26 protein-coding genes and 2 riboswitches are annotated in these 26,981 nt (G+C 71.7%); of the genes, 13 read left to right on the top strand and 13 right to left on the bottom strand.

The genetic code is table 11. The features are described from left to right. Positions 1-27: 27 nt before the first annotated feature. Entirely contained in the window at positions 28-780 is a 753-nt protein-coding gene (locus tag HCN51_RS22600; protein WP_206067456.1) for an alpha/beta fold hydrolase, read from the bottom strand. Positions 781-910: 130 nt separating this feature from the next. Between HCN51_RS22600 and HCN51_RS22595 the strand changes: the two genes are divergently transcribed. Further along, positions 911-1,480 (top strand): TetR/AcrR family transcriptional regulator, encoded by a 570-nt coding sequence (locus HCN51_RS22595; RefSeq protein ID WP_168011467.1) that lies wholly within the window; start codon positions 911-913, stop codon positions 1,478-1,480. Between the two features lie 84 nt (positions 1,481-1,564). On the opposite strand, the gene HCN51_RS22590 is transcribed toward HCN51_RS22595, so the two are convergent. The 5 genes from HCN51_RS22590 to HCN51_RS22570 all read right to left on the bottom strand — a co-directional run bounded on the left by HCN51_RS22590 (position 1,565) and on the right by HCN51_RS22570 (position 7,191). Next, positions 1,565-2,506: a sigma-70 family RNA polymerase sigma factor gene (locus HCN51_RS22590; RefSeq protein ID WP_080042398.1), complete on the bottom strand. Its 942-nt coding sequence runs from the start codon at positions 2,504-2,506 to the stop codon at positions 1,565-1,567. Positions 2,507-2,612: 106 nt separating this feature from the next. Further along, complete coding sequence (hutI, locus tag HCN51_RS22585; protein ID WP_168011466.1) at positions 2,613-3,761, bottom strand: imidazolonepropionase; 1,149 nt, start codon at positions 3,759-3,761, stop codon at positions 2,613-2,615. Then, positions 3,758-5,083 (bottom strand): formimidoylglutamate deiminase, encoded by a 1,326-nt coding sequence (locus HCN51_RS22580; RefSeq protein WP_168011465.1) that lies wholly within the window; start codon positions 5,081-5,083, stop codon positions 3,758-3,760. Before HCN51_RS22580 ends, hutI begins: the two co-directional genes overlap by 4 nt. Beyond that, complete coding sequence (locus HCN51_RS22575) at positions 5,074-6,471, bottom strand: allantoate amidohydrolase (RefSeq protein ID WP_168011464.1); 1,398 nt, start codon at positions 6,469-6,471, stop codon at positions 5,074-5,076. The genes HCN51_RS22580 and HCN51_RS22575 overlap by 10 nt, the downstream gene beginning before the upstream one ends. A 33-nt stretch (positions 6,472-6,504) precedes the next feature. Further along, positions 6,505-7,191, bottom strand: a complete 687-nt coding sequence (locus HCN51_RS22570) for an SDR family oxidoreductase (protein ID WP_168011463.1) — start codon at positions 7,189-7,191, stop codon at positions 6,505-6,507. A gap of 167 nt (positions 7,192-7,358) precedes the next feature. On the opposite strand from HCN51_RS22570, the gene HCN51_RS22565 reads away from it, so the two are divergent. Both HCN51_RS22565 and HCN51_RS22560 read left to right on the top strand, forming a co-directional pair. Then, entirely contained in the window at positions 7,359-8,315 is a 957-nt protein-coding gene (locus tag HCN51_RS22565) for an ATP-binding cassette domain-containing protein (protein ID WP_346433749.1), read from the top strand. A gap of 34 nt (positions 8,316-8,349) precedes the next feature. Then, positions 8,350-9,099: an ABC transporter permease gene (locus HCN51_RS22560; RefSeq protein WP_080042403.1), complete on the top strand. Its 750-nt coding sequence runs from the start codon at positions 8,350-8,352 to the stop codon at positions 9,097-9,099. Here the strand turns inward: HCN51_RS22560 and HCN51_RS22555 are convergent. From HCN51_RS22555 to HCN51_RS22545, 3 genes are all read right to left on the bottom strand, one after another. After that, complete coding sequence (locus HCN51_RS22555) at positions 9,079-9,924, bottom strand: MurR/RpiR family transcriptional regulator (RefSeq protein WP_080042404.1); 846 nt, start codon at positions 9,922-9,924, stop codon at positions 9,079-9,081. The two genes, HCN51_RS22560 and HCN51_RS22555, sit on opposite strands and share 21 nt — an antisense overlap. A gap of 46 nt (positions 9,925-9,970) precedes the next feature. Next, positions 9,971-11,620: a urocanate hydratase gene (gene hutU, locus HCN51_RS22550; protein WP_168011462.1), complete on the bottom strand. Its 1,650-nt coding sequence runs from the start codon at positions 11,618-11,620 to the stop codon at positions 9,971-9,973. 69 nt (positions 11,621-11,689) lie between these two features. Beyond that, a complete protein-coding gene (locus HCN51_RS22545; protein WP_346433748.1) occupies positions 11,690-13,414 on the bottom strand; it encodes an ABC transporter ATP-binding protein in 1,725 nt (574 codons plus the stop codon). A 216-nt stretch (positions 13,415-13,630) separates the two neighbouring features. Between HCN51_RS22545 and HCN51_RS22540 the strand changes: the two genes are divergently transcribed. The 4 genes from HCN51_RS22540 to HCN51_RS22525 all read left to right on the top strand — a co-directional run bounded on the left by HCN51_RS22540 (position 13,631) and on the right by HCN51_RS22525 (position 18,352). Further along, positions 13,631-15,007 carry a DUF4331 domain-containing protein gene (locus tag HCN51_RS22540; RefSeq protein ID WP_168011460.1) on the top strand — a complete coding sequence of 459 codons (1,377 nt, stop codon included), beginning with the start codon at positions 13,631-13,633 and terminating at the stop codon, positions 15,005-15,007. 152 nt (positions 15,008-15,159) lie between these two features. After that, entirely contained in the window at positions 15,160-16,359 is a 1,200-nt protein-coding gene (locus HCN51_RS22535; RefSeq protein ID WP_168011459.1) for a tetratricopeptide repeat protein, read from the top strand. Beyond that, complete coding sequence (locus HCN51_RS22530; RefSeq protein ID WP_206067453.1) at positions 16,356-17,795, top strand: nickel/cobalt transporter; 1,440 nt, start codon at positions 16,356-16,358, stop codon at positions 17,793-17,795. Before HCN51_RS22535 ends, HCN51_RS22530 begins: the two co-directional genes overlap by 4 nt. Positions 17,796-17,881: 86 nt before the next feature. After that, entirely contained in the window at positions 17,882-18,352 is a 471-nt protein-coding gene (locus tag HCN51_RS22525) for an SRPBCC domain-containing protein (RefSeq protein WP_168011458.1), read from the top strand. On the opposite strand, the gene HCN51_RS22520 is transcribed toward HCN51_RS22525, so the two are convergent. From HCN51_RS22520 to HCN51_RS22505, 4 genes are read right to left on the bottom strand one after another with little or no spacing between them, the layout of a single operon-like run. Further along, complete coding sequence (locus HCN51_RS22520) at positions 18,349-19,041, bottom strand: nucleotidyl transferase AbiEii/AbiGii toxin family protein (RefSeq protein ID WP_168011457.1); 693 nt, start codon at positions 19,039-19,041, stop codon at positions 18,349-18,351. The genes HCN51_RS22525 and HCN51_RS22520 overlap by 4 nt on opposite strands. Beyond that, complete coding sequence (locus tag HCN51_RS22515) at positions 19,041-19,364, bottom strand: hypothetical protein (protein ID WP_240973120.1); 324 nt, start codon at positions 19,362-19,364, stop codon at positions 19,041-19,043. Before HCN51_RS22515 ends, HCN51_RS22520 begins: the two co-directional genes overlap by 1 nt. A 3-nt stretch (positions 19,365-19,367) precedes the next feature. Continuing rightward, positions 19,368-20,120 carry a hypothetical protein gene (locus tag HCN51_RS22510; RefSeq protein ID WP_168011456.1) on the bottom strand — a complete coding sequence of 251 codons (753 nt, stop codon included), beginning with the start codon at positions 20,118-20,120 and terminating at the stop codon, positions 19,368-19,370. 45 nt (positions 20,121-20,165) lie between these two features. Further along, a complete protein-coding gene (locus tag HCN51_RS22505) occupies positions 20,166-20,870 on the bottom strand; it encodes a FadR/GntR family transcriptional regulator (protein ID WP_080042413.1) in 705 nt (234 codons plus the stop codon). Positions 20,871-20,994: 124 nt separating this feature from the next. Here HCN51_RS22505 and HCN51_RS22500 point away from each other — a divergent pair, with 124 nt between their 5' ends. The 6 genes from HCN51_RS22500 (at position 20,995) to gcvH (ending at position 26,963) form a co-directional block, all read left to right on the top strand. After that, on the top strand, positions 20,995-22,365 hold the full coding sequence (locus HCN51_RS22500; protein ID WP_168011455.1) for a type I glutamate--ammonia ligase: 1,371 nt from the start codon (positions 20,995-20,997) through the stop codon (positions 22,363-22,365). A 9-nt stretch (positions 22,366-22,374) separates the two neighbouring features. Then, complete coding sequence (locus HCN51_RS22495; protein ID WP_168011454.1) at positions 22,375-23,718, top strand: aldehyde dehydrogenase family protein; 1,344 nt, start codon at positions 22,375-22,377, stop codon at positions 23,716-23,718. A gap of 2 nt (positions 23,719-23,720) precedes the next feature. Next, the gene (locus HCN51_RS22490; protein WP_346433747.1) at positions 23,721-24,485 is read left to right on the top strand and encodes a 3-oxoacyl-ACP reductase; all 765 of its coding nucleotides are present in this window, start codon (positions 23,721-23,723) and stop codon (positions 24,483-24,485) included. A gap of 14 nt (positions 24,486-24,499) precedes the next feature. Beyond that, the gene (locus tag HCN51_RS22485; protein WP_168011453.1) at positions 24,500-25,189 is read left to right on the top strand and encodes a gamma-glutamyl-gamma-aminobutyrate hydrolase family protein; all 690 of its coding nucleotides are present in this window, start codon (positions 24,500-24,502) and stop codon (positions 25,187-25,189) included. Positions 25,190-25,262: 73 nt separating this feature from the next. Then, positions 25,263-25,360: riboswitch (glycine riboswitch) on the top strand. Continuing rightward, a riboswitch (glycine riboswitch) is annotated at positions 25,361-25,457 on the top strand. A 34-nt stretch (positions 25,458-25,491) separates the two neighbouring features. Then, entirely contained in the window at positions 25,492-26,577 is a 1,086-nt protein-coding gene (gene gcvT / locus HCN51_RS22480; protein WP_168011452.1) for a glycine cleavage system aminomethyltransferase GcvT, read from the top strand. Continuing rightward, positions 26,574-26,963, top strand: a complete 390-nt coding sequence (gcvH, locus tag HCN51_RS22475; RefSeq protein WP_168011451.1) for a glycine cleavage system protein GcvH — start codon at positions 26,574-26,576, stop codon at positions 26,961-26,963. The genes gcvT and gcvH overlap by 4 nt, the downstream gene beginning before the upstream one ends. Positions 26,964-26,981: the final 18 nt, after the last annotated feature.

Genomic DNA, 26,981 nt, shown 5'->3' with positions numbered 1-26,981 from the left:
ATCTTACGTGTGGGCCCAGAACCGCTCTTACGTGTGGGCCCAGAACCGCCGCAGGTGAGGCACCAGCTCGGCGGCCCGCTCCTCGGGGAAGAACAGCCGCCCGCCCTCGATCTCCACGATCTCCCTGACGCCGGGGATCGTGTCGCGCAGCCAGCGCGCCCAGCTCACGTCGAAGAACGGGTCGCCCGTGCCCCACACCAGCAGCGTCGGCACGGTGAGCACGGTGAGCTGCGGCTCGATGGCGATCATGTCCTTGGCGTCGATGCCGGCCAGCAGCCGCTCGAACGCCCGCCCGCCGCCCGGCTTGCTCAGGATCGGCCTGATGTAGGCGTCCACCACCGCCTTCGGGTCGTGGATGCGCTCGTAGCCCTCGCCGAGAGCGGTCTGGGCCAGCAGCTCGGGGTGGTCGAGCAGCACCTCGGTGAGGGCGGCCAGCTCTCCCTTGGCGGCCAGCTCGACGGTGGGCTTGAACGGCTCGGGCGGGGTGTTGGTGTGCACGTCGCAGTTGGTGAGGGTGAGCGTGCGCAGGCGTTCGCGGTGCCGTACGGCGAAGATCTGGCACACCGCGCCGCCGGTGTCGTTGCCGACGAGGTCGATCCCGGTGAGGCCGAGGTGCTCGCACAGCTCCTCGACGGCCTCGGCCAGCGCGGGCAGCGACAGGTCGTCGCGCGGGTCGCTGCCGCCGTGCAAAGGCAGGTCGATGGCGATGCAGCGGCGCTCGCCGCGCAGCTCGGCGATGACGTCGCGCCACAGGTGGGAGCCGGTGCCGACGCCGTGCACGAACAGGGCCGGCCGGCCCCTGCCCCTCGTCCACGTAATTGATGCCGTCCATGGGTGATCCCCTCGTTTACAAACCGACTGTCGGTCTATGAAATTACCGACCGATAGTCGGTTTGTCTAGAGTGGGTCCATGAACCTCAAGGCGGAGCGCGGCGCGGCCACCCGCGACAAGGTCCTGGCCATCGCCACCCGGCTGTTCGCCGAGCGCGGCTACGACGACACCTCGATCGAGACGGTGCTGCAGGAGTCAGGGCTGAGCAGAGGAGCGCTCTACCACCACTACGCGGGCAAGGAGACCCTCTTCGAAGCCGTGCTGGAGGCCACGGAGGCGGCCGTGGGCGCGAAGATCGTGCAGGCGGTGCGCGGCGCCGAGAGCCCCGAGGCGGCCCTGCGCATCGGCATCCGCACCTGGATCCGGCTCGCCGGCGACCCGGTCATCCAGCGCATCGTGCTCATCGACGCGCCCGCCGTGCTGGGCTGGGAGCGCTGGCGCGCCCTGGAGGAGCGCTACTCGTTCGGCATGCTGAAGGCCGCGCTCGACGCCACGAAGGCGGTGCCGGCCGCGTACGTGGACCTGCACGCGCACATGCTGCTGGCCGCGATCAACGAGAGCGCGCTGCTGGTGGCGCGGGGCGGCGACCACGCCACGGCCGAAGCCGCCGTCGAGGAGTTCCTGCGCCGGCTCCTCCGCACCGACTGAACACCGGAAAACCAGGACGGGCCGCCGCCGACGTACCACCTCCCCAGGTGCGTCGGCGACGGCCCGTCCGTGAAGATCGGGACGTCAGGCGGCCGCGGTGGCCATCTTCCGCAGGCGGGCCAGCGCGTCACGCTCGATGCGGCGGGCCCGGTCGCGGCCGATGCCGTAGCGCTCCCCCACCTCGGTCAGCGTGTGCTCGCGCCCGTCGACCAGCCCGTAACGCCAGCGCAGCATCTCGCTGGTGGCGCCTTCGAGCCCGGTGAGCCACTGGTCGAGCCGCTCCCGCTCCAGGATGTCGATCGCCTGCTGCTCGGGGTCGGCCCACGTCTCGTCGGCGATCATGTCGCCGAGCTCGGTCTCGTCCTCGTCGCCCACCCCGAGCTGGAGCGAGACCGGGTCGGAGGCCCAGCGGCGCAGCTCGCGCACCCGCTCGATCGGCAGGTCGAGGATCTCGGCGAGGTCGTCGTCGGTGGGCTCGGCGTCGAACTCGGCGAGCATGTCGCGCCGCACCCGCATCAGCCGGGTCATCTGCTCCCCGGCGTGCGTGGGCAGCCGCACCGGACGGGCCTGCTCGTGAATGGCCCGCCCCACCGACTGCCTGATCCACCACGTGGCGTAGGTGGAGAACTTGTAGCCCCGGCGGTAGTCGAACTTCTCCACCGCACGGACAAGGCCCAGGTTTCCTTCCTGGACCAGGTCGATGAGCGGCATCCCCCGCCCCGAATATTTCCTGGCCACCGCCACCACGAGGCGCAGGTTGGCCTGAATGAACTCCTCCTTGGCCCGCTGGCCCGAGATGGCCAGGCGCTCCAGCTCCTCGTCGGCCGCGTCCCCGATGCGCGGCTCCGAGCCCCCGCTGTCGAGCAGCTGCTCGGCGAAGAGACCCGCCTCGATCCGCTTGGCGAGCTCCACCTCTTCCTCCGCCGTGAGCAGCGGGACCCGGCCGATCTCGGCCAGGTATGTCCCCAGCAGATCGCGATCAGCGACGTGCTGCTCCTGCGTGCGACTCCCCGTAGGCCTTGCCATCCCCAGGCACCTCGTTCCGCAGCTGCGTTCTATACCCGGCCAACGTCCGGCCAGAAGCAAAGATTCCCTCAACAACTACGCCTGCGGGATGGTTCTGGATGTCCTCCTAAAGGAGGAGACCGCCGTGAAACACCTGGTGAACGAGGGGAACGCCGGGCCGGTAGGCCAGGTGGACGTAGGAGGGGGCGTCGAGGACGACGAGGTCCGCGCGAGCTCCGCGCCGCAACCAGCCTACGTCCGTACGGCGCAGCGCGCGGGCCCCGCCGTACGTCGCCGCCCTGATCGCCTCCAGCGGCGTCATCCGCATCTCGCGCACGGCCAGCGCCACGCAGAACGCCATCGACGAGGTGAACGAGGAGCCCGGGTTGCAGTCGGTGGCCAGCGCCACGGTCACGCCCGCGTCGATGAGCCGCCGCGCGTCCGGGTACGGCGAGCGGGTGGAGAACTCGGCGCCCGGCAGCAGCGTCGCCACCGTTCCCGACGAGGCGAGCGCGTCCACGTCGGCCGCGCTCAGGTGCGTGCAGTGGTCGGCGGAGGCGGCGCCCAGCTCGCACGCGATGCGCACGCCGGGGCCCTCGCCGAGCTGGTTGGCGTGCACCCGCACCCCCAGCCCGGCCTTCAGCCCGGCCGACAGGATCTCCCGCGTCTGGTCCCCGTCGAACGCGCCGCGCTCGCAGAACACGTCCACCCACTTCGCGTACGGGGCGCACGCCTCCAGCATCTCCCCGGCCACGAGCCGCACGTAGGAGTCGGCGTCGATGTCGGCGGGCACCACGTGCGCCCCCAGGAAGGTGGTCTCGTCGGTGAGCGTGGTGGCGATCTCCAGCGAGCGCCGCTCGTGCTCGACGGTCAGGCCGTAGCCGCTCTTGATCTCCACGGTGGTGGTGCCCTGCGCGCGCATCTCGCGTACCAGGGAGAAGGCGTGCGTGGCCAGCTCGGCCTCGCCGGCCGCGCGGGTGGCGGCGACCGTGGTCCTGATGCCGCCGCCGGTGTACGGCTCGCCGGACATGCGGGCCTCGAACTCGGCCGTGCGGTCGCCGGCGAAGATCAGGTGGGCGTGGCTGTCGACGAAGCCGGGGATGACGGCCCGGCCGCCCGCGTCCACGCGCTCGTCGGCGGCGGGGGCCTCCGCGGCGGGGCCGGTCCAGGCGACGAGGCCGTCCTCGATGACGAGCGCGGCGTCGGCGATCTCCTCCCGCTCGGGGTCGCCGGTGTAGAGCAGCCCGATCCGGTCGATCAACGTGGTGGTGGTCATCTCAGCTCCTCGATCGCCTTCTTCAGCAGGGCGGCGACGTCGCCCAGCACGTGCCTGCCCTGCGCGACCACGCGCCGCCCCCCGGACACCACGGAGTGCACGTCGGCCGCCGAAGCCGCGTACACCACGGCCTCCAGCCCGGACGTGCCCGCCGTGCGGACGGAGTCGAGGCGTACCGACACCAGGTCCGCCCAGGCGCCGGGCACGAGCTGGCCCGCGCCCGGGAAGCCGAGCGAGGCGTGGCCCGTGCACGTGGCGGCGGCCAGCAGGTCGGCGGCCGACCAGTGGCCGCGTCTCCTGCTGGCCAGCCGCTCGTTCAGCTCCATGCCCCTGGCCTCCTCGAACAGGTCGATCACCGCGTGGCTGTCGGAGCCCAGCGTGATCCGCGCGCCCCGGTCGGCGGCGGCCCTGGCCGGGCCGATGCCGTCGGCGAGGTCGCGCTCAGTGGTGGGGCACATGCACAGGTACGTGCCCGACTGCCCGAGCAGCTCGACGTCCACGTCGGTCAGGTGCGTGGCGTGCACGGCGGTCGAGCGCGGCCCCAGCGCCCCGCGCTCGTGCAGGAGCTGCACGGGCGTGGCCGCGTACATCTCCACGCACGCCGTGTTCTCCGCCCGCTGCTCGGACACGTGCACGTGCAGCGGCGCCGCGTGCCGGTGCGAGAACTCCGCCACGACCGGCATCTGGTCGGGCGGCACCGCCCGTACGGAGTGGATGGCGGCGCCGATCTCCACGTCGGGCTGCCCCTCGTAGGCCGCCGCCAGCAGCTCGGCGCGGGCCGCCCACCGCTCGGAGTCGCCGTCGCTGAAGCGCAGCTGCACCTCCGACAGGGGCACGCCGATGCCGCCCGACAGGTAACAGGTGTCGAGCAGCGCGATGCGCAGCCCCGCGGCGCGGGCCGCCCGGATCAGCGCGTGCCCCATCGCGTTGGGGTCGTCGCCGTACGGGCGCCCGCCCTGGTCGTGGTGCAGGTAGTGGAACTCGCCCACGCACGTGACGCCCGCCAGCGCCATCTCGGCGTACACGGCCGTGGCCAGCCGCTCGTAGGAGTGCGGGTCGAGGCGGCCGGCGACCTCGTACATGCGCTCGCGCCAGGTCCAGAAGTCGCCCTCGCCGCGCTGGGTGGCGCCGCGCAGCGCGCGGTGGAAGGCGTGGGAGTGGGCGTTGGCCAGGCCGGGGATCGTCAGCCCGGGCAGGCGCTCGGCCGAGCCCGGCGGGCCCTGCTCGACGCGGGTGATCCTGGTGCCGTCGATCTCGACGAGCACGTCGCCCGCGACCCCGTCGGGCAGCCAGGCCCACTCGCACCAGTAGGTCAGCGACACAGCTCCTCCAGCACGTCCGCGAGTGCCACGACTCCCGCCTCGCAGTCTGCCCGTTCGGCGTGCTCATCGGGGGCGTGGGACACGCCGGTGGGGTTCCTGACGAACAACATCGCGCTCGGGACGCCTGCGGCGGCGAGGATCCCGGCGTCGTGGCCGGCGCCGGTCGGCAGGATCGGCGCGGGCGTGTCGCCCCCGGCCGCCCTGGCGACCCGGTCCCTGAGCGCCGCCTCGAACGCGACGACCGGCGTCCACGACTCCTCCCGCACCACCACCCCACCGGTCCCCGCCGACCGAGCACGCCCAGCCGGATCACCGGCGCCCGCCCGTGTGGCGAGCGCCTGCGCATCGCCCGCACCCGCCGCACGAGCGGGTGCCGCCGCGTCGTCCAGACCCGCCGCACGGGCGGGTGCCGCCGCGTCGTCCAGGCCCGCCGCAGCACGGGCAGCAGCAGCCGCGTCGTCCGGGCTCGCCTGCGGGGCGAGTGCCGGCCAGGTGGCGCCGGCGGCTTCGGCGAGCTCGGCCACCAGGGCGCGCACCGCGCGCTCGTCGGGGCCGCGCGCGTCGAGCCAGGCCGAGGCCAGGCCGGGGATGGCGTTGGCGTTTCCGGGCGAGACGCGGACCTTGCCGACCGTGGCCACCACCCCGCGCCGCTCGGCCGCCTCCCGCGCCGCCAGCACCATGCGGGCCAGCGGCAGCATCGGGTCGTCGCGGTCGGCCAGCCTGGTGGTGCCCGCGTGGTCGGCCCGCCCACGGAAGTCGAACCGCCACCGCCCGTGCGGCCAGATCGCGCTCGCCACCCCCACGGGCCGCCCCTCGCCGGCCAGCCCGCGGCCCTGCTCCACGTGCAGCTCGACGAACGTGCCGACGCAGGCCAGCGTCTCGTCGTCGCGCCCCAGCGCGTCGGGCCGGCGCCCGGCCCGCTTCAGCACGTCGGCGAGGGTGTCGCCGTCGTCGTCGGTGAGCGCGAGCGCCCGCTCGGGCGCGAGCACGCCGGTGAGCAGCCGCGACCCCACGCACGGCACGCCGAACCTGGCGCCCTCCTCGTCGCTGAAGCAGGCCACGCCCACGGGGACGGCCGGCGTCACGCCCCGCTCGCGCAGCAGGTCGAGCGCGGCGAAGGCGGACACGACGCCGAGCGGGCCGTCGTACGCGCCGCCCTGCCGTACGGAATCGAGGTGGCTGCCGGTGACGACGCCGGGGCGCCGCGGCGAAGGGGTGCCCCACCAGGCCCAGAGGTTGCCGTTGCGGTCTTCGCGCAGGTCGAGCCGGCGCCGCCCGGCCTCGCCCGCGAACCATTCGCGTAGCTCCAGGTCTGCTCGCGACCATGCGTCCCGTACGTAGCCGCCGGTCTCCGGATCTCGTCCCACGTGCGCGAGTTGCTCAAGCATGCGGCCAACTCTAGTGAATGGATCCATTCACTTTTAGTTGACTGGCCCTCCTCTGGGGCGCAGGGTCAGCTCGGTGAGGTGCGCGTCGGGCCCGGCCATGACGGCGGCCAGCACCGCCCTGGCCACGGTTTCCGGTTCGAGGTATTTCTCGGGCTCGAACGCGCCTCCCTCGAAGGCACGTACGCCGCGCTGCATGTCGGTGGCGATCCGGCCGGGGTAGATGGTGGTGACGCGGAGCGCGGGCTCCTCCAGCCGCAGCGCGTCGGCGAACGCCTTGAGCGCGAACTTGCTGGCCGCGTACGACGCCCAGTCGGGGTTGGCCCGCTGCCCCGCGCCCGAGTTGACGCACACGACGTGGCCCCCGGCCCGCCGCAGCGCGGGCAGCAGCAGCCGGGTCAGCTCGGCGACCGCGATGACGTTGACCTCCATCGTGCGCCGCCACACGTCGGCGCCCTGGTCGGCGATGCGGCCCAGCACGCTGATCCCGGCGCTGTGCACGAGGACGTCGAGCCGTTCGACGCCTTCGACGTCGGCCGCCGAGACCCGGGTCAGCTCCACCGGCCAGGGCCGGGAGCCGGGCAGCTCGCCGGCCAGCGCCGCGAGCGCGGCCGCGTCGCGGCCGCCGAGCAGCACGTCGTGGGTGGGGGCCAGCGCCCTGGCGACGGCCGCGCCGACACCTCTGGAGGCGCCTGTGACCAGCGCCTTCGGTCGATCAGTCATAGGAGGAGCTTATTGATCCCGCCGCACCGCCCCGAAGAGCCCGCCGCACCACCGCGAGAAGCCCGCCGCACCACCCAGAAAAAGCAGGAGATATCGGCCGGGCCGCGTGGCAGTATGGCCCGGCTCGACCGGCTGCACCGAAGGCGACCCCCAGCGACCCAAGGAGCATGATGATCATCGAGGCGCAGGGCCTGCGCAAGACGTTCACCACCAGGAGCAGGAAAGGCACCCAGACCGTCGAGGCCGTGCGCGGCGTGGACCTCGAGGTGAAGAAGGGTGAGATCTTCGGGGTGCTCGGGCCGAACGGCGCGGGCAAGACCACCACGATCAGGATGTTGTCCACGCTGATCGCGCCCGACGCGGGCACGGCCACCGTCGCGGGCCACGACCTGCTGAAGGAGCCCGCCGACGTGCGGCGCAACCTCGGCTACGTCAGCCAGGCCGGCGGGGTGGAGGACACGACCAGCGCGCGGGCGCAGATCATGATGGCGGCGAGGATCCACGCCGTCCCCGACCCGGGGCGCGCGACCGCCGAGGTGCTGGAGCGCTTCGACCTGGCCGAGCTGGCCGACCGGCCCGGCCGTACGCTGTCGGGCGGGCAGAAGCGGCGCGTGGCCATCGCCATCGGGCTCGTGCACAACCCGCCGCTGCTCTTCCTCGACGAGCCCACCACCGGCCTCGACCCGCAGAACCGCGCCAACCTGTGGGAGCGCATCAGGCAGCTGCGCGAGGCGGGCACGAGCGTGCTGCTCAGCACCCACTACCTCGACGAGGCCGACGCCTTGTGCGACCGGCTGATGATCGTGGACCACGGCCTGGTCGTGGCCGAGGGCACCCCGTCCGACCTCAAGCGCGAGGTCTCGGGCGATGTGATCACGCTCAGGCTGGACGAGCCGGAGCGCGCGGCCGAGACCGTCGGGCCGCTGGCCCGCGAGACCCGCGTGGACGACGACCTGCTGCGCGTCTACGTGGACGACGGCGAGCACACGCTGCCCGTCCTGCTGCGCGCGCTGGAGGAGCGGGGGCTCGGCCTCAGCTCCATCGCCCTCGACCGCTCCACACTGGACGACGTCTTCCTGGCCAAGACCGGCCGCACCCTTCGCGACGCGGGAGCCGGCGCATGATCCGCCACGCCCTTCGCCCTACGGGAGCCGACGCATGATCCGCCACACCCTCCTGTTCACCGGTTACGAGCTGCGCAAGTCGTTCAGCAACCCCGTCTGGCCGCTGTTCGGGATCATGCAGCCGGTGCTGTACCTGCTGATGTTCGCGCCGCTGCTGAAGACGATGACGCCGGGCGGCACGACGGTGGAGGCGCTGCGCATGTTCACGCCGGCGTCCATGATGATGATCGCCGTCTTCGGGTCGCTGTTCTCCGGCTTCGGCCTGATCGCCGAGCTGCGCAACGGCTCGCTGGAGCGCTACGCCGTCAGCCCCGCCTGGCGGCCGGCCATCGTGCTCGGCCGGGTGGCCAAGGACATGGTGGTGCTGGTCCTCCAGGCGGTGCTCGTGCTCGTCGTGGCCATCGCCATGGGCGTGCGGATCGGGGCCGTGGAGCTGGTGCTGGTGCTGCTGCTCATGGCCGCGACCGGGTTGTTCGCCTCGGGCCTGTCGCAGGGGCTGGCGCTGACCGTGCGGGACGAGAACGGCATGTCGCAGACGCTCAACCTGTTCATGCTGCCGATCATGCTGCTGGCCGGGCTGTTCGTGCCGATCTCGTTCGCGCCCGACTGGATGAAGCTGCTCGCGCCCGCCAACCCGCTCTACCACGCGGTCGAGGCGGGGCGGGCGCTGTTCGACGGGCGGCTGGGGGACGCGTCGATCCCTATCGCGTTCGGCGTGTTCGTCGTGCTGGCGGTGCTCACCACGATGTGGTCGATGCGCTCGCTAAGCAAGATCGCCGGGTAGGCCCCCGGGGAGGAACGTGCCGGTCTCCTCGGTCATCCGCTCGTACTCGTCGAGCCTGGCCTGGGTGCGCAGCGGCGCCGCGTCGGCCATGGCCTCCACCAGGGCCATGGCCAGCGCGAGCGGCGCCGCGTGCGAGTCGAACACGAGCCGGTCGCCCACGGGCGCGTCCAGCACGATCTCGGCGGGGAAGTCGGACTTGTCGGTGATGGCGGCCACCCGGAGACCCAGCTTCTCGGCGTACTCCAGCCCGTGCAGCGCCTCGGCCGGGTAGCGCGGCAACACGACGGCCACCAGCCACTCGGCACCGGCCCGACGGGCCGCGTGCAGCCCGTCGACCAGCTCGGAGCCGCCGTGCGTGAGCAGCCGCACGTCAGGGTGGATGCGCCGGGCGTAGTACGCGAACGTGGTGGCCAGCCCGCACGAGACGCGCAGCCCGAGCACCGGCAGCGGCTCGGTGGCGGCCAGCTGCTCGCCCAGCTCCTTGAGCGGGAACGCCGCCAGCCGCTCCCTGACCAGGGCGAGGTTGCGGATCTCGCAGTCGATCGCGCCGCGCAGCAGGTTCTCCTGCGGCGCCTCCACGCCACCGCCGAGCACCAGCGGCCGCAGCGCCTGGCGCAGCTCGGGGTAGCCGCCGAACCCCAGCACCATGGCGAACCTGGTCACGGAGGGCTGGCTGACGCCCGCCCGCTCGGCCAGCTCCACGCTGGACAGGAAGATGGCCTCATCCAGGTGCTCGGTGAGGTAGTGCGCGATCCTGCGTTGTACGGGCGACAGCCTCCGGCCATCCAGGAGCACGTCGAGCCCACCGTGATATCCGTCCGCCACGCCACCTCCAACGCCGCGTACCCGGCATTCTCATCCCGTTGCAGAGTCACGACTCCCGCATCGGAATACGTACACCCTTGTCGTCGGCGACGCGCGCCGCCTCCTCGTAGCCCGCGTCCACGTGCCGCATGACGCCGGTGCCGGGGTCGTTGGTGAGCACGCGGTTGAGCTTCTCGCGGGCCAGGGCCGTGCCGTCGGCCACCGTCACCTGGCCGGCGTGGATGGAGCGGCCGATGCCGACGCCGCCGCCGTGGTGGATGGAGACCCAGGCGGCGCCGGAGGCGGTGTTGAGCATGGCGTTGAGCAGCGGCCAGTCGGCGATCGCGTCGGAGCCGTCGGCCATCGACTCGGTCTCGCGGTAGGGGGAGGCGACGGAGCCGCTGTCGAGGTGGTCGCGGCCGATCACGATCGGGGCCTGGAGCTCGCCGGAGGCGACCATGTCGTTGAAGCGCTCGCCGGCGACGTCGCGCTCGCCGTAGCCGAGCCAGCAGATGCGCGCCGGCAGGCCCTGGAAGTGCACCTTCTCCCCCGCCTTGGTGATCCACCTGGCCAGCGCCTCGTTCTCGGGGAACAGCTCCAGGATCGCCCGGTCGGTGGCGGCGATGTCGGCCGGGTCGCCGCTCAGCGCGGCCCACCGGAAGGGGCCCTTGCCGGCGCAGAACAGCGGCCTGATGTAGGCGGGCACGAAGCCGGGGAAGTCGAAGGCGCGCGCGTAGCCGGCCAGCTTCGCCTCGCCCCTGATGGAGTTGCCGTAGTCGAACACCTCCGCCCCCGCGTCCTTGAAGCCGACCATGGCCTCGACGTGCCTGGCCATCGAGGTGCGGGCGCGCTCGGTGAAGCCGGCCGGGTCCTTGTCGCGCTCGGCGGCCATGTCCTCGAAGGCGACGCCGAGCGGCAGGTACATCAGCGGGTCATGGGCGGAGGTCTGGTCGGTGACGATGTCGATCTCGGCGCCGCGGGCCAGCAGGTCGGGCACGGCCTCGGCGGCGTTGCCGACCACGCCGATCGACAGCGGCCTGCGGGCGTCGCGGGCCTCGTACGCCAGCCGCAGCGCCTCGTCCAGCGAGGCGGCCTCGACGTCGAGGTAGCGGTGCTCGATGCGGCGGGCGACCGAGCGCGGGTCGCAGTCGACGCAGATGGCCACGCCGCCGTTCATGGTGATGGCCAGGGGCTGGGCGCCGCCCATGCCGCCGAGCCCGGCGGTGAGCGTGATCGTTCCGGCGAGCGTGCCGCCGAAGCGTTTGGCGGCGACGGCGGCGAACGTCTCGTAGGTGCCCTGGAGGATGCCCTGAGTGCCGATGTAGATCCAGGAGCCCGCGGTCATCTGCCCGTACATGGTGAGGCCGGCCGCCTCCAGCCGGCGGAACTCCTCCCACGTCGCCCAGTCGGGCACCAGGTTGGAGTTGGCGATGAGCACCCGGGGCGCCCACTCGTGGGTGCGGAAGACGCCCACGGGGCGCCCCGACTGCACCAGCAGCGTCTCGTCGCCCTCCAGCGTGGTCAGCGTCCTGACCAGCGCGTCGAACGAGGCCCAGTCGCGCGCCGCCCGGCCCGAGCCGCCGTAGACGACCAACTGCTCGGGATGCTCGGCCACCTCGGGGTCCAGGTTGTTCTGGAGCATGCGCAGCGCGGCCTCCTGCGGCCAGCCCTTCGCGGTGATCGTGGTGCCTCGCGGGGCGCGGACGGTCCTGCTCATCGGTGGTCCTCTCCGTGAATGAACCCATTCACGGAGAGACTAACCCGGAATGCCGGCCGCGGGGGATGCTCAACCGCTCACCAGGAACTGGGTGGCCGCCAGCTCCCGGTACAGCTCGTCGCCGCCCACCAGCTCGTCGTGCGTGCCCACGGCCCGCACGCCGCCGCCCTCCATGACCACGATCCGGTCGGCGCCCGTCACCGTGGACAGGCGGTGCGCGATGACCAGCACCGTCGTCTCCCGCGCCACCTCGGCGACGACCTCGCGCAGCCGCAGCTCGTTGACCGCGTCGAGCTGCGAGGTGGCCTCGTCGAGCAGCAGCAGCCTGGGTTTGCGCAGCAGCGCCCTGGCGATCGCCACGCGCTGCCGCTCGCCGCCCGACAGCAGCACGCCCCGGTGCCCGACCGGCGTCTCCAGCCCTTCCGGCAGCCGGGCCACGAGGTCGTCGAGCCGCGTCCGCGCGATCGCCGCGCGCAGCTCCTCCTCCGTGGCGTCCTTGGCGGCGAACAGCAGGTTCTCCCGCAGCGTGCCGGCCAGCACGGGCGCGTCCTGCTCGACGTAGCCGAGCGCGGCGCGCAGCTCGGCCAGCGGCCAGTCGCGGATGTCCCGCCCGTCCACCAGAATGTTGCCGGACTGGTGGTCGTAGAAGCGCTCCAGCAGCGCGAACACCGTGGACTTGCCCGCCCCCGACGGCCCCACCAGCGCGGTCAGGCCGCCCGGCGGCACCTCGAAGCTCACGCCGTCGTGCACCAGGGGCCGGTCGTCGCCGTACCGGAAGACGACGTCCTCGAAGCGCACCCCGGCGGGCCGCCCGTCGCGCGGCGCCGCGACGCTCACCGGCTCGGCCGGCAGCTCCTCGATCTCCTTGATCCGCTTCATCGCCGCCAGCCCCTGCTGGAGCTGCACCCCGCCCTGGACGAGCTGCCCGATCGGCGGCACCAGGTAGAACAGGTACAGCAGGAACGCGATCAGCGACGACACCTCCAGCGTGCCGGAGGCGACCCGCGCGCCGCCCACCGCCAGCACGGCCAGGAACGCGATCTGCACCGCCATCCACGTCGCCACCCCCGCGAGCGACGTCCAGCCGGCGACCTGCAGCCCGCGGTCGCGGGCGCGCGTCGCGGCCTCGGCGACCACACCGATCTCCCGCTCCTCCGCGCCGCTGGCCTTGACCGTCCGGTACGCCTGCAGCGCCCGGTCCAGCACGGCCCCCATCTCGCCCATGGCCTCCTGGGCGTGCGACTGCGCCCGCTGGATGCGCGGCATGATGAGCGCGACCAGCCCGCCGATCAGCGCCACGATCAGCAGCGTGACCAGCAGCAGCACGCCGTCCATCGCCGCCATCATGATGATCGCGCCGACCAGCATGAACGCCGCGCTGACGGACTCCACGATGCCGTTGGTCAGCACGGCGCGCAGCAGCGTCGTGTCGCCGGTGACGCGGGAGAGCAGGTCGCCGGGCTTGAGCCGGTCGACGTCGGCGACCTTGAGCCGCAACATCCGGTCCACCAGCCGGCGCCGGGCGCCGAGCACGATGCCCTCGCCCGTGCGCTCCATCAGGTAGCTTCCCCCGGCCGAGACCACCGCGCCCACCAGCACCGCCACGGTCAGCCAGATCAGCGGCCCGGCCATCGAGCCGCCCTGGCCGAAGGCGTCCACCACGTACTTGGCCAGCAACGGCATCGACAGGCCCGCCGCGGAGCCGATGAGGCTCAGTAACCCGCCCAGGACCAGGATCTTCCGGTAGGGGCGGACGTAGGCGAGCAACTCCTTGACCACCGCATCCCCTTTCACGATATTGCTCAACTTCTCCTCAACGAACGGGACGCCACGATCGGCACCCGCACGCCAGGGTCAACCTAAATTGACGACCAAAGTATGTCAACTTTAGTTGACCCTCCTTCTTGAGGAGGAGACCGACATCCGGCGGCGGCCCACGGACGAATAGGGCGTCGAGGAACCCGGCCGGAACCTCGAACGTCACGATCAGCCCTTCCGAAAGGACCGAACATGGAGCTCCGGATCAACCGGCGCGCTCTGGTCGGACTCGGTCTCGCCGTAGCGGTCGCCGCCTCGTCGATGGCCGTGCTCCGCACTGATTCCGGTGTCGCTTCCTCACACCGCGAGGCCCCCGCCATCTCCAACGACCCGCAGCACGACAACACCGACGTGTACGCGTTCGTCAGCCCCGACAAGCCCGACAGCGTGACCCTCATCTCCAACTGGATCCCGTTCGAGGAGCCCAACGGCGGCCCGAACTTCTACCCGTTCGCCGTGAAGTCGCGGCACAACATAAAGATCGACAACGACGGTGACGGCAAGACCGACATCACGTACGAGTGGACGTTCCGCAACGAGGACAAGCGCGGCAACGACACGTTCCTCTACAACAACGGCCCCGTCACCTCGCTCAACGACGAGAACCTGCTCTTCCGCCAGCGCTACACGCTCAAGCGGATCACCCCCGGCGGCTCCAAGACCCTGGTCAGCGACGGCATCGTCGCCCCCAGCAACGTCGGCGCCGCCTCCATGCCCAACTACGCGACCCTGCGCAACCAGGCCATCAGGAGCCTGCCGGGCGGCGGCAAGACCTACTCCGGCCAGGCGGACGAGGCCTTCTTCCTCGACCTGCGGGCCTTCGACCTGCTCTACGGCGGCGACCTGTCCGAGGTCGGCCAGGACACGCTGAAGGGCTACAACGTCAACACCGTGGCCCTCCAGGTGCCGCAGGCCGACCTGGCGCTCAAGGGCGACCCCAAGCGCAACCCGGTCATCGGCGTCTGCTCCACCACCGACAAGTTCAACGGCAGCTCGTACGTGCAGGTCTCCCGCCTGTGCAACCCGCTGGTGAACGAGCTGGTGGCGGCCGCCGGCATGAAGGACGCCTACAACGCCCTCGACCCGTCGCAGGACGCGGACGTGAAGGCGCTGGTCAACCGGGTCACCAACCCCGAGCTGGCCAGGCTCCTCGAAACCTTCTACGGCATCAAGGCGCCCGCGACCCCGCGCAACGACCTGGTGCAGATCTTCCTGACCGGCCTCGCCAAGAACAACGGCCCCATCAAGGCCGACCTCAACGCGCAGTCGCTCAACAAGGACGCCGGCAAGCAGCGCGGCTCCGAGCAGCTGCGGCTGAACATGTCGATCCCGGTCACCAAGGACCCGAACCGGCTCGGCGTCCTCGGCGGCGACCTCCAGGGCTTCCCGAACGGCCGCCGTCTCTCCGACGACGTCGTGGACATCGAGCTGCAGGCCGTGGCCGGCGCCGCCCAGAGCGGCAAGCTCATCCCCGGCCTGACCGACAAGGTGGACGCGAACGACAAGCCCTTCGACAAGACGTTCCCGTACATCCCGCTGCCCAGCAACGTGGCCGTCAACCAGCGATGACTCCTGACCGGCCGGTTCCCTCTCCAAGCCGGCCGGTCCTCCCCCGGCGGCAGACCACCCGTCTCCCATCGTCTGCCGCCACACCAGGGCCGGCCGGCCGTGCTCCCCGTCACGGCCGGCCGGCCCCACTCCCAGCTCTGGAGCCTGTGCCCATGCGCGCGTTCGCGATCTTCGCCGGCATCGCCCTCGTCGGGGCGGCGCTCTTCACGATCGTCTCCTTCACCTCCGCCCCCGCGACCCCGCCGGCGGCCGGGCAGCCGCACCGCGAGACCCTCCAGGAGCGGCTCAGGCGCCTGCCCGGCGACCACCGCGCCTGGGCCGCGCTCGGCCTCCAATACGTCGACCAGGCCCGCGTCACGGGCGACCCCGCCTACTACACCAAGGCCGAAGGCGCGCTGGCCACCGCCGCCAAGCTCAACGACGGCGACGACACCGTCCTGACCGGCCAGGCCGCGCTGGCCGCCGGCCGCCACGAGTTCGCCGACGCCGTCCGCCTGGCCCGGCGCGCCATCGACGCCAACCCGTACGGGGCCCCCGCCTACGGCATCCTCGCCGACGCCAGAACGCAGCTCGGCGACCTCAAGGGCGCCAAGGAGGCCGTGGACCGGATGCTGGGCCTGCGCCCCGGCGTGGCCGCCTTCGCCCGCGCCTCCTACGCGGCCGAGCTGCGCGGCGACCGGGACGGCGCACGCAGATACCTCGAATACGCCCACGCCGACGCCTGGTCGCCGGCCGACCTCGCCTACAGCCGCTACTACCTGGGCGAGCTGGCCCTGCACGCCGGCGACCTGAAGACCGCCTCCGACTGGTACGCCAAGGCGCTGCGCGCCTACCCCGCCTACACGCCCGCCCTCGCCGGCCAGGCCAGGGCCGCCGCACTCGCCGGCCGCCTCACCGAGGCCCTCGACCTGTACGACACCGTCGTCCAGCGGCTCCCCCTGCCCCAGTACCTCATCGAGCAGGGCGAGACCCGCATCAAGGCCGGGCAGCGGGCCGACTGGACGCTGCTCGAAGCCCAGCGCAAGCTCTTCCAGGCCGCCGGCGTGCGCGACGACCTGACGTGGGCCGAGTTCCTGGCCGACCACGGCGACCCCGCGCAGGCCGTCGTGCACGCCAGGGCCGAGTACGCCCGCAACCCCAACCTCGTCGCCGCCGACGCCCTCGCGTGGGCGCTGTTCAAGGCGGGCAAGCCGGCCCAGGCCCTCCGGTACGCCAAGCAGGCCACCGCCACCGGCTGGCAGAACCCGCTCATCACCTACCACCGCGCCAGGATCGAGCAGGCCCTGGGCCGCTCCGCTCGCGTGGACCCCGACTTCGACCCGACGCTGCCGGCCCTGGCGAGGTTCTCATGAGACTGCTCCCCCTCATCCTGCTCCTCACGCTGGGCACGACGGTCCTGCTCACGGGCCCCGCCCAGGCAGAGACGGCGGTGCACCCGCTGGGGCGTTTCACCGTCAACCACTACAACGGCCTGCGCGTCTCGCCCGACCGGATCACCAACCACGCCGTCGAGGACCTGGCCGAGCTGCCCACCCTCCAGGCCAAGGCGCAGGTGGACGCCGGCTACGCGACCCGCCGCTGCGCCGCCCTGGCGCGGGCCCAGCGGCTGGAGGTGTCCGGCCGGGTGGTGCCGTGGCGCGTGCGCACCGCCGCCTTCGCCTACGCCTCCGGCGAGGGGGGCCTGCGGACCAGCCGCCTGTCCTGCGAGCTCGTGGCGGAAGTTCGCGCCTCGGGGGCCGTGAGGTTCACCGACGGGTTCGACCAGGACAGGATCGGCTGGCGGGAGATCACCGCGACCGGCGACGGCGTGCGTCTGACCGGCTCCTCGGTGCCCGCGAGCAGCGCCAGCCAGGAACTGCGCACCTACCCGCGGGACCTCCTGGCGGACCCGCTCGACCAGCGCGTGGCCACCTTCACAGCGGCCGGCCCCGCCCTGGGCACTCCTTCCACGACGGGCCCGGCCGCTGGGGGAAGCGGGCTCGGGATCGAGGTCGGCGGCCCCATCGGCGAGGCACTGTCCGCCCTGGACCGCACGTTCACGGGCCTGATCGGCTCGGACGCGCTGACGCTCCCGCTCGGGCTGCTGGCGGTGGGCCTGGCCGTGGTGCTCGGGGCCGGGCACGCGCTCATCCCCGGGCACGGCAAGACCATCATGGCGGCGTACCTGGCGGGCCGCCGCGGCCGCCCGCGCGACGCCCTGGTGGTGGGCGCGACCGTGACGGCCACGCACACGGCGGGGGTGCTGGTGGTGGGCCTGCTGCTGACGGCGTTCACGGCGCTGGCCGGGGAGTCGGTGCTGGCCTGGCTGGGGGTGGCCAGCGGCGTCCTGATCGCCGCCATCGGCCTGCGCCTCCTCCTCAACCTCCGCCGCCCCACCGCGCACGGCCACGGCCACGGCCACGGGCATGGGCATGGGCATGGACACGCGCCCGGCTACGGCCATGGACATGAGAACGCCGCCCCCACCGAACGAGCCGGCCTGATCGGCCTCGGCATCGCGGGCGGCCTCGTCCCCAGCCCCTCGGCCCTCATCGTCCTGCTGGGCGCGATCGCCCTCGGCCGCACGTGGTTCGGCGTGGCGCTGGTGACCGCGTACGGGGTCGGCATGGCCGCCACCCTCACCGTCACGGGCCTGCTCCTGGTCAAGCTCGTGGACCGCCTGGAGCACCGCGCCTCGGCCGGCCGCCGCCTGGCCGCCCGCCTCTCGGGCCTGGCCCCGCTGGGAACGGCCGCCATGGTCGTCCTCCTGGGCATGGGCCTGGCCCTCCGCTCGGTGGCCGCCCTATAGCCCGCCCGACCGATGCCTTCCGCTCCCCCGCCTGGTCCATATGCCTGAGAGGACCCGATACAGAACGGCATAGGAGCACGCGCACCATGAGCCAGGACACCATGAACGCCACTTTGACCGTCGCCGTCCCCGCCGCGAAGCTGTTCGCGGCGCTGGCGGACCCGGCCACGCACGCCTCGATCGACGGCACCGGCTGGGTGCGGGAGCCCGTCGACCGGGCGCCGCTGACCGAGGCGGGGCAGGTCTTCCGGATGAACATGCACCACGACAACCATCCCGACGGCGACTACCGGACCGCCAACCAGATCCAGGTCTTCGAGCCGCCGCACGCCATCGGCTGGCGGACGGGGACGGAGGGCGACGACGGCGAGCTGCGGTTCGGCGGCTGGTGGTGGCGGTACGACCTCGTGCCGCTCGACGAGTCGAAGACGGAGGTGACGCTCACCTACGACTGGTCGGCGGTGCCGCAGCCGATCAGGCAGCGCATCCAGTTCCCGCCGTTCGGCCCTGAGCACCTGATCGATTCGCTGCGGCACCTGGCCGATTTGGTCTCCTAGTCGATCTCAGGCAGGTCGGGGTGGTCGTAGTCGGCGTCGCCGTCGTCGGCCCGGCGCAGCTGGATGTCCTGCAGCCACGCCTGCGCGAACCTCCGCACCTGCCTGATCTGCTCCTCCCCGAGCCCGTAGCTCTCGAACTCCTCGTCGCTGATCGAGTCGACGAAGCTCAGCCTCGTCGCCAGCTCGTAGATCGAGAAGTAGTCGTTGTGCGGCTTGGCAAGCCCTTCGAGCCCGCGGAAGGTGTAGAGGTGCCCGACCGCGGCGACGTCGATGATGTCGCGTGCGTAGCTGCGCTCGTGCAGGGCCCGGATCTTGAGCCCGATCGCGTCTTCCACGCTGAGCACCCGCAGCTCGCCGCACGTGGCCGGGTGCTGCTGGAACGCCTCGCGCAGCAGGTCGAACTCGCACTCCTCGCCGGTCTGCGGATCCTCGATCATGAGGCGGGCGGAGCGCGGCGACACGCTGATGATCGTGGCGTGGAGGCCCGCCGCTTGGAACGCTCCAATCACGCCCGCCACCACCTCGGCCAGCGGTAACTCCTCGGCCGTGGCGAAGTCGAGGTCTTTGCTGGGCCGGTCGGTGAAGCCGTGCGCCTTGATCGCGTAACCGCCCGCGAGCACCAGCCCGTACCGCTCGCACACGGGCGACACCGCTTGCAGCAACCGCTCCTGGAAGGGCGGGAAGTACATCAGGCGACCGTCTCCCGGCGCAGGCTGAGCTTCTTCTCCAGCGCTCGCCGGTAGCCGGGCCCGAGCCCTCTGCGCAGCTCCGGCCAGTCGTTGACCAGGTGCTCGGCGTTGAGGTAGGTCTCGTAGTCGCTCTTGCGGCCGGCGGTGATCACGATGCGGTACATCGACATCCGGATCATGGGCTTGGCGAGGTCGAACTCGGTCATCCCCGACCACGCCAGGTACGGCGGCAGGGGGACGACCCCTTCGGCCGGGCCATGGAGGTCGGCCAGCGAGTCGGGGATCTTCTCGTCCAGGCCCGCGTACAGGTCAGGAAGTGCCATGACTCAAGTATGCCGACGGCCGCGCCGAGTGGAAGGCAGATCATGACGCCCGGAGAGAAACTCCTGGAAGGCGATCTTCGCCTTGATCACCGGCCGCCGCCACCGCTCCTCGCGGTGGATCGCCTTGGCCATCTTGCGGGGCGACTGCTTGGCGAAGAACCAGTGCGCCCAGGGCGATCCGGGCCGGGCCAGGCGGATGGCGCCCACCAGCAGCATCGGCGGGACGAACAGCCCGGCCATCCCCGTCCAGATCTTGCCTTTGAGCAGGGTGACGACGGCCAGTGCCAGGTTGGCGACGATGAGCGCGGCGGGGTTGACGGGGGTGCCGTAGTTCCAGGTGAGCGGGCGCAGGCCGATGAGGAGCAGGCCGGTGACGGCGACGGCGATGAAGACGGCGTCGACGGAGGTGCGGCCCTCCTCTTCCCAGTACACGTCGTGCAGGTGCAGGATGAGCGCGAACTCGTCGAGGACGAGGGCGGAGCCGACGCCGAAGACGGAGGCGGCGACGGCGGTGCCGACCTGGGAGCCGGGCGAGACGATGAGCGTCACGCCGCCGACTAACATCAGCACGACGCCGAAGACGACGTGGTGGATGTGCATCTCGCCCACGTTGACGTTGCGGAACCAGCCGACCTTCGCCCGGATGAGGCGGACGTTGATGCGGGTAGCGATGAAGGCGGCGATGAGCATGATGAAGTAGCAGAACAGCGGGAGCCGTCCCGTGGCGACGATGCTTTGCTGGAACCAGTTGCCCATGACCCTGGTTTCGATGGTACGAGTCGCGCGGACGTACCCGGCCTCTCAGGACAGGAAGCCACGTAAGAGGGCGGCGGTGCCCTCCAGGTGTTCGGCGACCGCCCGCCGGGCGGCCTCGGGGTCGCCGGCGAGGATGGCGTCGACGATGGCGCGGTGCTGGACGGCGGCGTGGTCGAGGTTGACCTGCAGCATGGGGATGGCGTTGAGCAGGTCGCTGACGCGGGAGCGGGCGTCGGCGCAGGTGGTGGCGAGCAGGGTGGAGCCGGTGAGCTCGGCGATGGACAGGTGGAAGGCGGTGTCGAGGCGGCGGTAGTCGTCGAGGCCGGCCTGGTTGAGCTCGGCGAGCCTGCGGGTGAGCACGTCCCGCTTGTCGTCGGGGAGGCCGGCGGAGGCGAGCACCTGGGCGGCGCCGCACTCGACGGCGAGCCGGAAGGTCAGGGCGTCCGACAGCTCGGCCGTGCCCATCTTGTTGACGGCCTGGCGCAGGTCGCCGGCGTCGGGGGTGGGCGGGACGTAGGTGACGAACGCGCCGCCGTAGCGGCCGCGCCGCACGTCGAGGTAGCCCGCCTCCGACAGCGCGCGGATGGCCTCGCGCAGCGTCACGCGGCTGATGCCGAGCTGGACGGCGAGCTCGCGCTCGGGGGGCAGCTTGTGCCCGGGCGGGACGACGCCCAGCTTGATGGCCTGGAGCAGCCGTTCCACGGTCTCCTCGAAGGCGTTGCCGGCCCTGACCGGGCGCAGCACCGTCATCAAACGCGCCGACTCGTCCAAGGTGTCCTCAGGTCTTGACAAGCGATCCCGCCATGCTGATCAATGGTCTGAGACTAGCCCAATTAACGGGAAAGCGCTTCAGTCCAGATCGGAGCTGCGCAGCGTGGACGATCGAGCGAGCACCGGGTTCCTGTCCGTCGCCGAGCTGCGCGACGAGGTGGCGGCGGGCCGCATCGACACCGTGCTCCTGGCGATCGCCGACATGCAGGGCCGGTTGCAGGGCAAGCGGCTGTCGGCGCGGTACTTCCTCGACGAGGTGCTGCACCACGGCTCCGAGGGCTGCAACTACCTGCTCGCGGTGGACGTCGACATGAACACCGTCCAGGGCTATGAGATGTCGTCCTGGGATCGCGGGTACGGCGACTTCGTGATGAAGCCCGACCTCGGCACGCTGCGCCGGGTGCCCTGGCACGAGGGCACCGCGCTGCTGATGGCCGACCTGGCGTGGGAGGGCGGCGGCGAGGTGACCGCGTCCCCGCGCCAGATCCTGCGCAGGCAGCTCGCCCGCCTGGCCGACCGGGGGCTGGCCGCCTACGTGGGCACGGAGCTGGAGTTCGTGGTCTACGACGACAGTTACGAGGACGCGTGGCGGCGCGCGTACCGCGACCTGACGCCCGCGAACCTCTACAACGTCGACTACTCCCTGCTCGGCACGGCCCGCGTCGAGCCGCTGCTGCGGCGGGTGCGGCGCGAGATGGAGGGGGCGGGCCTGTACGTGGAGTCCGCCAAGGGCGAGTGCAACCTGGGCCAGCACGAGATCGCCTTCCGCTACGACGAGGCGCTGCGCACCTGCGACAACCACGTCATCTACAAGACCGGCGCGAAGGAGATCGCCGCGCAGGAGGGCCGGTCGATCACGTTCATGGCCAAGCCGAACCAGCGTGAGGGCAACTCCTGCCACATCCACATCTCGCTGCGCAGCGTGGAGGGGGACCTGGTGATGGCGGGCGACGGCCCGTTCGGGTTGTCGCCGCTGGGGGCGCGCTTCGTCGCGGGCCAGCTCGCGTGCCTGCGGGAGCTGACCCTCCTGTACGCCCCCAACATCAACTCCTACAAGCGGTACGTGCCGGGCAGTTTCGCCCCCACGGCCGTCAAGTGGGGCGTGGACAACCGGACGTGCGCGTTGCGGCTGGTGGGCCGTGGCAGCTCGCTGCGGGTGGAGAACCGGGTGCCGGGCGGCGACGTGAACCCGTACCTGGCGGTGTCGGCGCTGGTCGCGGCCGGCCTGTACGGCATCGACGCGGAGCTGCCGCTGGAGGACCCGTACGAGGGCAACGCCTACGACTCGGGCGCCGAGACCGTGCCGCACACGCTGCGTGACGCGCTGGCGCTGTTCGAGGGGTCGAAGCTGGCCAGGGAGGCGTTCGGCGACGACGTGGTGGCGCACTACGCGAACAACGCGCGGGTGGAGCTGGCCGCCTTCGACGCGGCGGTGACGGATTGGGAGCTGTTCCGTGGTTTCGAGCGGATGTGACGGGAACGCATGAAGATCGTCAACCCGGCGACGGAGGAAGTGATCGCCGACGTCGAGCTCGCCGACGCGGCCGAGGTCGATCGGGCCGTGGAGCGTGCCAGGCGGGCGCAGGCGGCCTGGCGGGAGGTGGCGCCGGGCGAGCGGGCGCGGCTGCTGCGCAGGTTCGCCGGCCTGGTGGACGAGCACGGCGAGGAGCTGGCGCGGCTGGAGCTGGCCAACGCCGGGCACACCATCGGCAACGCCCGGTGGGAGGCCGGCAACGTCCGCGACGTGCTGCACTTCTACGCGGGCGCGCCCGAGCGCAACCACGGCAGGCAGATCCCGGTGCCCGGCGGCGTGGACGTCACCTTCCAGGAGCCGCTGGGCGTGGTGGGGATCATCGTGCCGTGGAACTTCCCCATGGTGATCATGATGTGGGGCGTGGCTCCGGCCCTGGCGGCGGGTAACACGGTGATCGTGAAGCCGGCCGAGTGGACTCCGCTGACCGCGCTGAGGCTGGCAGAGCTGGCCCTGGCGGCGGGCCTCCCCGAGGGGGTGCTCCAGGTTCTGCCTGGGGTAGGGGAGGTCGCGGGAGCCCGCCTGGTGGAGCATCCCGGCGTCGCCAAGATCGTGTTCACCGGCTCGACCGAGGTGGGCAAGGAGATCGCCTCGAAGGCGGGGCGTCACGTGAAGCGGCTGACGCTGGAGCTGGGCGGCAAGTCCGCCAATATCGTCTTCGCCGACGCGGATCTCGAAAAAGCGGCCAAAACCGCGCCTTATGCGGTGTTCGACAACGCCGGGCAAGACTGCTGCGCCCGCTCCAGGATCCTCGTCCAGTCCAGCGTGTACGACGCGTTCATGGAGCGCCTGGCCGAGGCCGTCCACGGCGTCAAGGTCGGCGACCCCCTCGACGAGGCCACCGAGATGGGCCCCCTGATCAGCGCCGAGCACCTCAAACGCGTCCGCGGCTTCGTCGACGGCGCCCCCCACCTCCAGGGCTCCTGCCCCGAGGGCAAGGGCTACTGGTTCCCGCCGACCGTCCTGACCCCCGAGGTCACCGACCGGGCGTTCACCGAGGAGATCTTCGGGCCGGTCGTGTCGGTCGTCAGGTTCGAGGACGAGGCGCAGGCCGTACGGATCGCCAACGACACCCCGTACGGGCTGAGCGGCTCCATCTGGACCCGCGACGTCGGCCGGGCGCTGCGCGTGGCCAGGGCCGTCGAGTCGGGAGCCCTGTCGGTCAACTCCCACTCCTCGGTCCGCTACTGGACCCCGTTCGGCGGCTTCAAGCAGTCCGGCCTTGGCAGGGAGCTCGGCCCTGACGCGCTCGCGGCGTTCACCGAGACCAAGAACGTCTTCATCTCCTGGGAGTGACAGTGCAGCGGTTGCAGGATCGGGTGGCGGTCATCACCGGCGCCGGCAGCGGGATCGGGCTGGCCACGGCCCGCCGCTTCGCCGACGAGGGCGCCAGGGTGGTCTGCGCGGACATCGACGAGGAGGCGGGCGTCAAGGCCGCGGCCGAGGTGGGCGGCCTGTTCGTCAAGGCCGACGTCACCAGCGAGGACGACGTCGTGCGCATGTTCGCGACGGCGCACGACACCTACGGCAGCGTGGACATCGCCTTCAACAACGCCGGCATCTCGCCGCCCGACGACGAATCGATCCTGGAGACCGGCCTCGACGCTTGGCGCCGCGTCCAGGAGGTGAACCTGACCAGCGTCTACCTGTGCTGCAAGCACGCCATCCCGTACATGCGGCGGCAGGGCAAGGGCTCGATCATCAACACCGCGTCGTTCGTGGCCGTCATGGGCTCGGCGACCTCGCAGATCTCCTACACCGCCTCCAAGGGCGGGGTGCTGGCGATGTCGCGGGAGCTGGGGGTGCAGTTCGCCAGGGAGGGCATCCGGGTCAACGCCCTGTGCCCGGGCCCGGTGAACACGCCGCTGCTGCGGGAGCTGTTCGCCAAGGATCCCGAGCGGGCGCAGCGGCGGCTGGTGCACGTTCCGGTGGGCCGCTTCGCCGAGGCGTCGGAGATCGCGGCCGCGGTGGCGTTCCTGGCCAGCGACGACGCCTCGTTCATCACGGCCAGCGAGTTCCTGGTGGACGGCGGCATCTCCGGTGCCTACGTCACGCCGCTCTAAGAGGGAGGACGGTCGTGGGCCCCGTCATCGGCATCACGTCCTACGTCGAGACCGCCTCGTTCACGGTGTGGCAGGACACCCGGGCGGCGCTGCTGCCGTACTCGTACGTGGAGCAGGTCGTGCGCGCGGGCGGCCAGCCGGTGCTGCTGCCGCCGGCCGGCTCGCCGGCCGGGCTGGCCGGCCGCCTCGACGGGCTGATCCTGGCCGGGGGCGGTGACATCGATCCGGCGAGGTACGGCGCGGAGCCGCACGAACGCAGCGGCTACGTCCGGAAATTTCGGGACGAGGCGGAGTTCGCCCTGCTGGCGGCGGCCCTCGACGCCGGGCTGCCGTTCCTGGGCATCTGCCGCGGCCTCCAGGTGCTCAACGTGGCCCTCGGCGGCAGCCTCCACCAGCACCTGCCCGACCTGGTCGGCCACACCGACCACTGCCCGGGGCCGGGCCGCTTCGGGCACCTGCCCGTCACCCCGGTCCCCGGCACCCGCCTGGCCAAGGTGCTGGGCGAGGAGCCCGTGGCGGTCGCGCACTACCACCACCAGGCGGTGGACCGCCTCGCCCCCGGCCTGACCGTCACCGCCACCGCCGCCGACGGCACGATCGAGGCCGTGGAGAGCACGTCGGGAGCGTTCACCATGGCCGTGCAGTGGCACCCCGAGGCGGCCGAGGAGCACGCTCTGTTCGAGGCGCTCGTCCAGGCGTGCTGACGGCGCCGGATCCCGTACGGCCCAGAACGCGACAACAGCCCCGTAACGGCACTAGGCTGACGGACATCACCGACGAAACCGCGCGGGAGAGTGCCCTGACAGCCGGTCAGGGTCCCTGAAGGAGCAAGCCCTCCCCGCGAACCTCTCAAGGCAAAGGACCGCGCGGACGAGGTGTCCTCTGGAAAGCAGGCCCATGGGGCCTCGCCGAAGGTGAAAGTCCGGCAAAAGTCGGGTGAAGCTCTCAGGCATCGATGACAGAGGGGGAGGATGCTGGCATCCACTCCTGTCCTGAGGTGCGACAAATGTCCCGACCGACACCGCTACGAGACGTTCACGAGAGCCTCGGCGCCACGCTCACCGACTTCGCCGGATGGCTCATGCCGCTGCGGTACGGCAGCGAGTCCGCGGAGCACCGGGCCGTCCGCGAGGCGGCCGGGCTGTTCGACCTCTCCCACATGGGCGAGATCTTCCTGACCGGCCCCCAGGCCGGCGAAGCGCTGGACTACGCGCTGGTCGGGCACCTGTCGGCACTCGCACCCGGACGCGCCAGATACACGATGATCGTGAACGAGCGGGGCGGCGTCCTCGACGACCTCATCGTCTACCGGCTCGGTGACGAGGAGTTCATGGTCGTGGCCAACGCCTCGAACTCCGAGAAGGTCGCGCAGGAGCTGCGGGAGCGGGCCAAGCCGTACGAGACGGTCGTGACGGACCGGTCGGCGGAGTACGCGCTCATCGCCGTCCAGGGCCCGCGCTCCCAGGAGATCCTCGCCACGCTCACCGACGCCGACCTCGCCGGGCTCAAGTACTACGCCGGCCTGCCCGGCCAGGTGGACGGCCGGCGGGCGCTCATCGCCCGCACGGGGTACACCGGCGAGGACGGGTTCGAGCTGTTCGTGGCCAACGAGGACGCCGTGCCGCTGTGGCACGCGCTCACGGCCGCCGGGGAGCCGTACGGGCTCAAGCCCGCGGGCCTGTCCAGCCGCGACACGCTCAGGCTCGAAGCCGGCATGCCGCTGTACGGCAACGAGCTGAGCGCGCAGCTCACCCCGTTCGACGCGGGGCTGGGCAGGGTGGTGAAATTCGACAAGCCGGGTGACTTCGTCGGCAGGTCTGCGCTCGAGGCGGTCAAGGACGACCAGCCACGACGCAGGCTCGTCGGCCTGGTCGCGCGGACCCGCCGGGTGCCGCGCCACGGTTACCCGGTCACCAAGGACGGCGCCGTCGTCGGCGAGGTCACCAGCGGTGCGCCTTCCCAGACCCTGGGAAAGCCCATCGCGATGGCCTACGTGGACACCGGCGCCGATTCAGGCCTGGCTGTGGACATCCGGGGCAGCCATGAACCTATGGACCTGGTCGAGCTGCCCTTTTACAGGAGGAACAAGTGAGCAACATCCCTGACGACCTGAGCTACACCAAGGAGCACGAGTGGGTGGCCGGGCTGGACGACAGCACCACCGTGACGGTCGGCGTCACGGCGTTCGCCGCCGACTCCCTTGGTGACGTCGTCTACGTGCAGCTCCCCGAGGTCGGCGCGAACGTCGAGCAGGGCGACTCCGTCGGCGAGGTGGAGTCGACCAAGTCCGTGAACGAGATCTACTCCCCGGTCGGGGGCGAGATCACCGAGGTGAACCAGGCCGTCGTCGACGACCCCAGCCTCGTGAACAGCGACCCGTACGGCGAGGGCTGGATGTTCAAGGTGCGCGTCGAAGGCGACCCTGAGGACCTGCTCTCGCCGGAGGAGTACACCGCTCTCACCTCAGGCGAGTCCTGATCTGTCCGCCGGGGCCCC

Origin of the sequence: Nonomuraea composti (genome assembly GCF_012034275.1) — a bacterium.
GTDB classification, from domain to species: domain Bacteria; phylum Actinomycetota; class Actinomycetes; order Streptosporangiales; family Streptosporangiaceae; genus Nonomuraea; species Nonomuraea composti.
This window is presented reverse-complemented; position numbering and strand designations above follow the sequence as displayed.